We start from the raw sequence: 6,135 nt of genomic DNA on the forward strand, positions 1-6,135 counted from the left end.
CGATTATTTAGGACTAGTCATTAAAAAAGGAGAAAATTATTTTTTACTCCATTCTTTCAAACTATCGTTATTCATTTTAACGTAATCTTGATTTCCGTCTTTTTCAGCACCAGCCAAAGATAATTTTGCAGTTGCAATTGCACCAGTTTTATCTCCTAATTTTGCTTGAACTAAAGACTTCAATCGCAATTGCCAGTATGGAGCTTCTTCACCCGCTTTTAGCATAGAAAAAGATTTGTTTACATATTCTAACGCTTTATTCATATCACCATTAGATTGGTAGTAATATTGACCAGCAGCATAATAATCGCCAGCGGTTGGACCAGCTAATGCTTTGTTAATACTAGCGATAGCCATTTTTTGAGTTGGAACTTCAAATTTCACAGAAACCATAGTTTTTTCCCAAGAAATATCTAACGTTGCACTATCATTAGAAACATTATTGATTGCTAATGTAAACGTTTCAACATTGTTTCCTAACATAACTGGATCAACGTTTGTGCTTAACGCCACTTTATTTACATCCCAGTTTTCTGGCGTTCCCCAATTGTCTGTTGCAGTGTAAAAAATTACTTCCCACATGTCAGCTTTTGGAGTTGTAAAAATAGCATACTTTCCTTTTTTCAATGTAGTTCCTTTAATAACAACATCTTCGCTGAAAGTAATCATTGAATTTTGGTTTGCACCAGTTCTCCATAATTTTCCAAAAGGAACTAAATCACCAAAAACAGTTCTTCCTTTTGCACTTGGACGTGAGTAATCAAGAGTCACATCTGTTAATCCAACAACCTGACTTACAACCGATTTTGGACTTGATTGTGGAGTTTTTACTTGTGCTTCAATAGCGTAATTAGCAAGAATCATTGCCAATACAAAAATAATTTTTTTCATATATTTTAAGTTTAGAATGTCAAAATTACAAATTGTATTCTCTTCAAATGTTGNNATTTTTGTTTAACAAATTCAAATAATAGTTAAACATTTACTATTTTTACATCGAATTAAACTCAACAATTAAATGAAAATATACAGACTTCACACCAAACAAAATTTACCAATAACCATTGATGAAGCTTGGGATTTATTATCTGATCCAAAGAATTTACAGAAAATAACTCCGGAATATATGGGTTTCAAAATTCTTTCTGGTGCAGATAGACCAATGTTTCCGGGACAAATAATCCAATATATTGTAACGCCAATTTTAGGAATTCCAGCAAAATGGGTTACCGAAATTACACATGTTGAAGACAAAAAATATTTTGTTGATGAACAACGTTTTGGTCCATACGCACTTTGGCATCACAAACATTTTATAAAAGAAATTCCTGGTGGCGTTGAAATGGAAGATATTGTTGATTATAAAGTTCCAATGGGAATTTTAGGTCAGTTGGTTCATCCATTTTTAGTAAAACCTAAATTGAATGAAATATTTGAATACAGAAGAAAAAAATTAATCGAAATGTTTGGAGAATTTGACCATAAAAATACCAAATAATAAATTCCAAATTCCAAAATTATAATCATGAAAAATATACTACTAATTGGCGGTTCATATGGAATTGGATTAGCCATTGCAAAAGAATTGCAAGAAGGAAATAACGTTTTTGTAGCTTCTAGAACTAATGAAGAAATTGCTGAAATGAATGTTACTCACATTCCATTTGATGCCACCACAGATACTTTAGATACCTCTAAATTACCCGAAGTCATTGATGGATTGGTTTATTGTCCTGGAAGTATCAATTTACGACCATTTCGTGGCTTAAAACCAGAAGCTTTTGAACAAGATTTACAAATAAATTTCATAAGTTTGGTGAAAGTTATCCAATCAGTTTTACCTAATTTAACGGCTTCCAATCAATCTAGTATTGTGCTGTTTAGTTCGGTTGCTGCAAGTATGGGAATGCCTTTCCACACAAGTGTTGCTGCTGCAAAAGGCGCTATCGAAGGATTTGCAAAAGCATTAGCTGCAGAATATGCTCCAAAAATTAGAGTAAACGTAATTGCACCATCATTAACCGATACGCCATTGGCAGAAAAGTTCTTGAGCAACGACGACAAAAAAGAAAAATCGGCGCAACGTCATCCATTGAAAAGAGTTGGGACTTCTGATGATATGGCTCAAATGGCTAGTTTTTTATTGTCTGAAAAAAGCAGTTGGATATCGGGGCAAATCTTCCACGTAGATGGCGGAATGTCAACCTTATTGGTTAACGGATAACAATAAACTATAAACAACAAACAGTAGAATGAACATATTCTGGTTTCGACGCGATTTACGATTAGACGATAATGTTGGACTTTTTCACGCATTAAATGCTGATGAAGAAGTGCTTCCCATATTCATTTTTGATGATGCGATATTGTCGCAATTGCCAAAAGACGATGCACGCGTAACTTTCATTCACAATCAACTCGAAAAAATCCAGAAACAACTTCAGGAACTAGGTAAATCATTAGCTGTTTTTCATGGAAAACCATTTGAAGTTTATCAGAAGTTAATTTCAGAAAATACTATTAAATCGGTTTACACTAATCACGATTATGAACCTTATGCTCGCAAACGTGATTTAGATTTATACCATTTGTTTAAAGAGAATAACATCGAATTTAAGACAAGCAAAGACCAAGTTATTTTCGAAAAAAGCGAAGTAGTAAAAGACGATGGAACGCCGTATGTAGTTTATACTCCGTATTCTAATAAATGGAAAGAAAACTTCAAAAAAATCAAGTTAGTCAATTATAATTCGGAAGATTATTTAAATAAAATAGCACTTCACTCCTATCCTTTTTTAAGTTTATCAGATATCGGATTTGAAACTTCTTCGATCAAAGTTACACCATTTGATATTTCAAGTAGTTTAATAGACAATTATGAAGCCACTCGAAATTTTCCTGCTTTAAATAAGACTTCTTATCTCGGAATTTATCTAAGATTTGGTGCAGTTTCCATCCGAAAAATGATTGCAAAAGCGATTGAAAGCAAGAACGAAACCTTTTTTAAGGAATTGATTTGGAGAGAATTTTTTATGCAAATATTGTGGCATTTTCCACATACAAACAAATCGAGTTTCCGTCCAAAATACGATGCTATTGTTTGGGAAAATAATGAAGATTTATTTAAAAAATGGTGCGCAGGAAAAACCGGTTATCCTTTTGTGGACGCAGGAATGCGCGAGTTAAACGCTACAGGTCACATGCACAATCGTGTGCGAATGATTACTGCAAGTTTTTTGTGCAAACATTTATTAATCGACTGGCGTTGGGGTGAAACGTATTTTGCCACAAAATTATTAGATTACGAACAAGCAAGCAACGTTGGAAATTGGCAATGGGCAGCTGGAAGTGGCGTTGATGCTGCGCCTTATTTTAGAATTTTCAATCCAACAGAACAAGTAAAAAAATTTGATAAAGAATTGAAATACATCAAAAAATGGATTCCCGAGTTGGAAACAATACATTATCCAAAACCAATTGTAGATCATAAAGAAGCGCGTGAAAAATGCTTAAAAGTTTACAAGGAAGCTGTTGGTTAGTAGTTTTATGCGTTAAGAATTCTCCTCCTTTGGAGGAGTGTCCGAAGGACGAGGTGGAAATTTTAACAATAATACAAATGAGAAATTAATACTTACCGGTTAATATTCTCCTCCTATGGAGGAGTGGCCGAAGGTCGAGGTGGTAAATTATTTAATAGAAAAATGCTCAATAATAAAATTTTCTAGCTCTTTCATAACATTGTCCAAGTCATGTAAAACTCTTAGATTAGTGGTTTTAAAAATTTTTAACCCTAAAGATTTAAAATATTCCTCACGCATATCGTCATATTCTTCTTTATCATTGTGACTTTCTCCATCAATTTCAACAATAAGACCTAATGTTTTTATATAAAAATCAACAATAAAGTTCCCTATAATGCGCTGTCTATCAAAGTCAATAGAATGAAATTTATTTTTATGAACTTGTTGCCAAAAAACAACTTCAGAATAATTTCCTGCTTTACGCAAAGCTCTTGCTCGCGATTTTAATTTACTGTTGTAAGGAAGATTTTCAACAAAATTCCTTTTAATTGGAATTTGGTTGATGTAAGCTGTAATTTCTTCCATTAAACTATTTTTTTTAAAATTTAGTAATTTATTATTTTAAAAACTATAAAAACCACCTCGCCTTTCAGGCACTCCTCCAAAGGAGGAGAATTTTTAACGCATAAATCAATCGTTAACCAAACTATTCATTTCCTTTACCCAAATAGCATAACCTTGTGAGTTCATGTGCAAATTATCTTCTTTGAAGATATCTTTTTTGGGCTCGCCGTTTTCTAACATAGCATCCCAAATATCAACAAATACTGCATTCTTTTTATTTTTCATAAATCCATGTATTAGTTTGTTAGTTGCGATCATTCTATCTTTCATCGCCCATCTAGAAATAGCTGGTTTTAAAGACACGAAAACAATTGGAGTTTCTGGAAAATGATTTCGTAACGACTTATACAAGGTCTTGAATCGCTTTAAAACCATTTTTGGAGTAACTTTATCTGAGCTCGCAACATCATTTTCACCACAATAAATAAATATCTTTTTAGGCTTGTACTGTAAAGCCACAGCTTCCTGATACTGAATAACATCGAGAAGTGTTGCTCCACCAAAAGCCCGATTTAAAATATTAGGATTTTTGAAATCTTCCTTTACATCTTTCCATAATCTAAAGGAAGAGCTACCTATAAAAAGGACCATTCCATCTTCTGGCTTTTGAATACTATCTTGCTTTAGAAATGCAATAATCTCATTCTTAAATGGATTTTCTTGCGCATTTAAAATCAATGAAAATAACAATACAGAAAGATAAAAAAGTAGTTTTTTCATGTTTAATTTATGCTTTTAATTATTTGATAATTCAATTCTCTATAATCATAAATAACGGTATCAGCCAGCGATTGATCTTGATTGTCAACACCTTCGCTTTTATATGCAATACAATAAATTCCGGCTGCTTTTGCTGCTTTAATTCCGTTTGTGCTGTCTTCAATAACGATACAATTTTCAATTGGAGTTTGAGCTAATTCGGCAGCTTTTAAGAAAATTGCTGGATTTGGTTTAGATTCCGGGAAATCATTTCCACTGACTTTATATTTGAAATATTTATCTAAATCAAAACGTTCAAAAACTTTATTGATTATTTCCATTTCAGATGATGATGCCACAACCAATTGCATTCCGTTATTGTATAAATCTACAATCAAGTCTTTTACTCCAGACATTAAATGCAGATCTTCTTTTTTATCAAATGCTTCTATAAAAAGTCTGTTTTTAGCGGCAATCAAGTCTTCAATTTCGTGATCAAGGTGAAATCTATCCTTGATTTTTTGATAAATCATTTTGTTTGAATTCCCTGTAAATGTGGCAAATATTTCGTTGGTGACTTCAATATTTAATTGTCCAAATTGCACCAAACTCACTTCATGATGCAATGGTTCGCTATTAACCAAAACACCATCCATATCAAAAATTACAGTTGTAATCATGGAAAATTTTATTTTAAATTCTTGATTTTTTCGGCAGATAATTCATTGAAATGATTGATTATCAAATTAGCTTTAGATAAATCTTGCAGTTTTGTATGTTCACTGTTGTAACCAACACAAAAAATTCCAGCAGCAACCGAAGCTTCAATTCCATTAGAAGAATCTTCAATCACAATACATTGATTTTTTGGAGCCATAGACAAGGAAGCAGCATGTTCAAAAATCGCTGGATGTGGTTTTGACTTAGGAAAATCTTCGCCACTAACAATATCAGAAAAATATTGGTGCAAATGAAAACGCTTAAAAACCCTATCAATAGTAACTTTTGAAGCAGATGAAGCAACAATTAATTGAATACCCTTTTGGTGCAAATCTTTAATCAAATCTTCAACTCCATCAAGCAAATGTAAATCGGCTTTGGTATCGAAAGCGTCGTTAAAAATGTTTCTTTTTCGCTGAATTAAATCCTCAACTTCGTGTTCTAAATTAAAAATAGTCTTCAATTTCTGAAAAACATTTCTAGTAGAATTTCCTGTGAAAGTAGCAAACATTTCGTCGGTTACATCAACATTCAATTCGTTAAAATGGTGAAAATAAGCATACCTGTGAAC

General features: G+C 32.5%; 8 protein-coding genes. 3 read left to right on the plus strand and 5 right to left on the minus strand.

All coding sequences use genetic code 11. From position 1 onward, the window contains the following. Positions 1-36 precede the first annotated feature (36 nt). A complete protein-coding gene (locus DIU01_RS07270) occupies positions 37-891 on the minus strand; it encodes a DUF2911 domain-containing protein (RefSeq protein WP_290832974.1) in 855 nt (284 codons plus the stop codon). A gap of 127 nt (positions 892-1,018) precedes the next feature. Between DIU01_RS07270 and DIU01_RS07275 the strand changes: the two genes are divergently transcribed. Genes DIU01_RS07275 through DIU01_RS07285 form a run of 3 tightly spaced genes read left to right on the plus strand, consistent with a single transcriptional unit; the run spans position 1,019 to position 3,539 of the window. Beyond that, on the plus strand, positions 1,019-1,498 hold the full coding sequence (locus DIU01_RS07275; RefSeq protein ID WP_290832976.1) for an SRPBCC family protein: 480 nt from the start codon (positions 1,019-1,021) through the stop codon (positions 1,496-1,498). 27 nt (positions 1,499-1,525) lie between these two features. Continuing rightward, complete coding sequence (locus DIU01_RS07280) at positions 1,526-2,224, plus strand: SDR family NAD(P)-dependent oxidoreductase (protein ID WP_290832978.1); 699 nt, start codon at positions 1,526-1,528, stop codon at positions 2,222-2,224. 28 nt (positions 2,225-2,252) lie between these two features. Further along, positions 2,253-3,539, plus strand: a complete 1,287-nt coding sequence (locus tag DIU01_RS07285; RefSeq protein ID WP_290832980.1) for a deoxyribodipyrimidine photo-lyase — start codon at positions 2,253-2,255, stop codon at positions 3,537-3,539. A gap of 147 nt (positions 3,540-3,686) precedes the next feature. On the opposite strand, the gene DIU01_RS07290 is transcribed toward DIU01_RS07285, so the two are convergent. From DIU01_RS07290 to DIU01_RS07305, 4 genes are all read right to left on the minus strand, one after another. Then, positions 3,687-4,106, minus strand: coding sequence for an endonuclease domain-containing protein (locus DIU01_RS07290; protein WP_290832982.1), 420 nt, complete (start codon positions 4,104-4,106; stop codon positions 3,687-3,689). 105 nt (positions 4,107-4,211) lie between these two features. Continuing rightward, the gene (locus DIU01_RS07295) at positions 4,212-4,865 is read right to left on the minus strand and encodes a GDSL-type esterase/lipase family protein (RefSeq protein ID WP_290832984.1); all 654 of its coding nucleotides are present in this window, start codon (positions 4,863-4,865) and stop codon (positions 4,212-4,214) included. Between the two features lie 2 nt (positions 4,866-4,867). Further along, positions 4,868-5,524, minus strand: coding sequence for an HAD family phosphatase (locus tag DIU01_RS07300; RefSeq protein ID WP_290832986.1), 657 nt, complete (start codon positions 5,522-5,524; stop codon positions 4,868-4,870). An 8-nt stretch (positions 5,525-5,532) separates the two neighbouring features. Then, positions 5,533-6,135 (minus strand): HAD family phosphatase (locus DIU01_RS07305; protein ID WP_290832988.1); only part of this gene is annotated, 603 nt, incomplete at its 5' end.

It is taken from the genome of Flavobacterium sp. (assembly GCF_003525665.1).
Taxonomy (GTDB): Bacteria; Bacteroidota; Bacteroidia; order Flavobacteriales; family Flavobacteriaceae; genus Flavobacterium.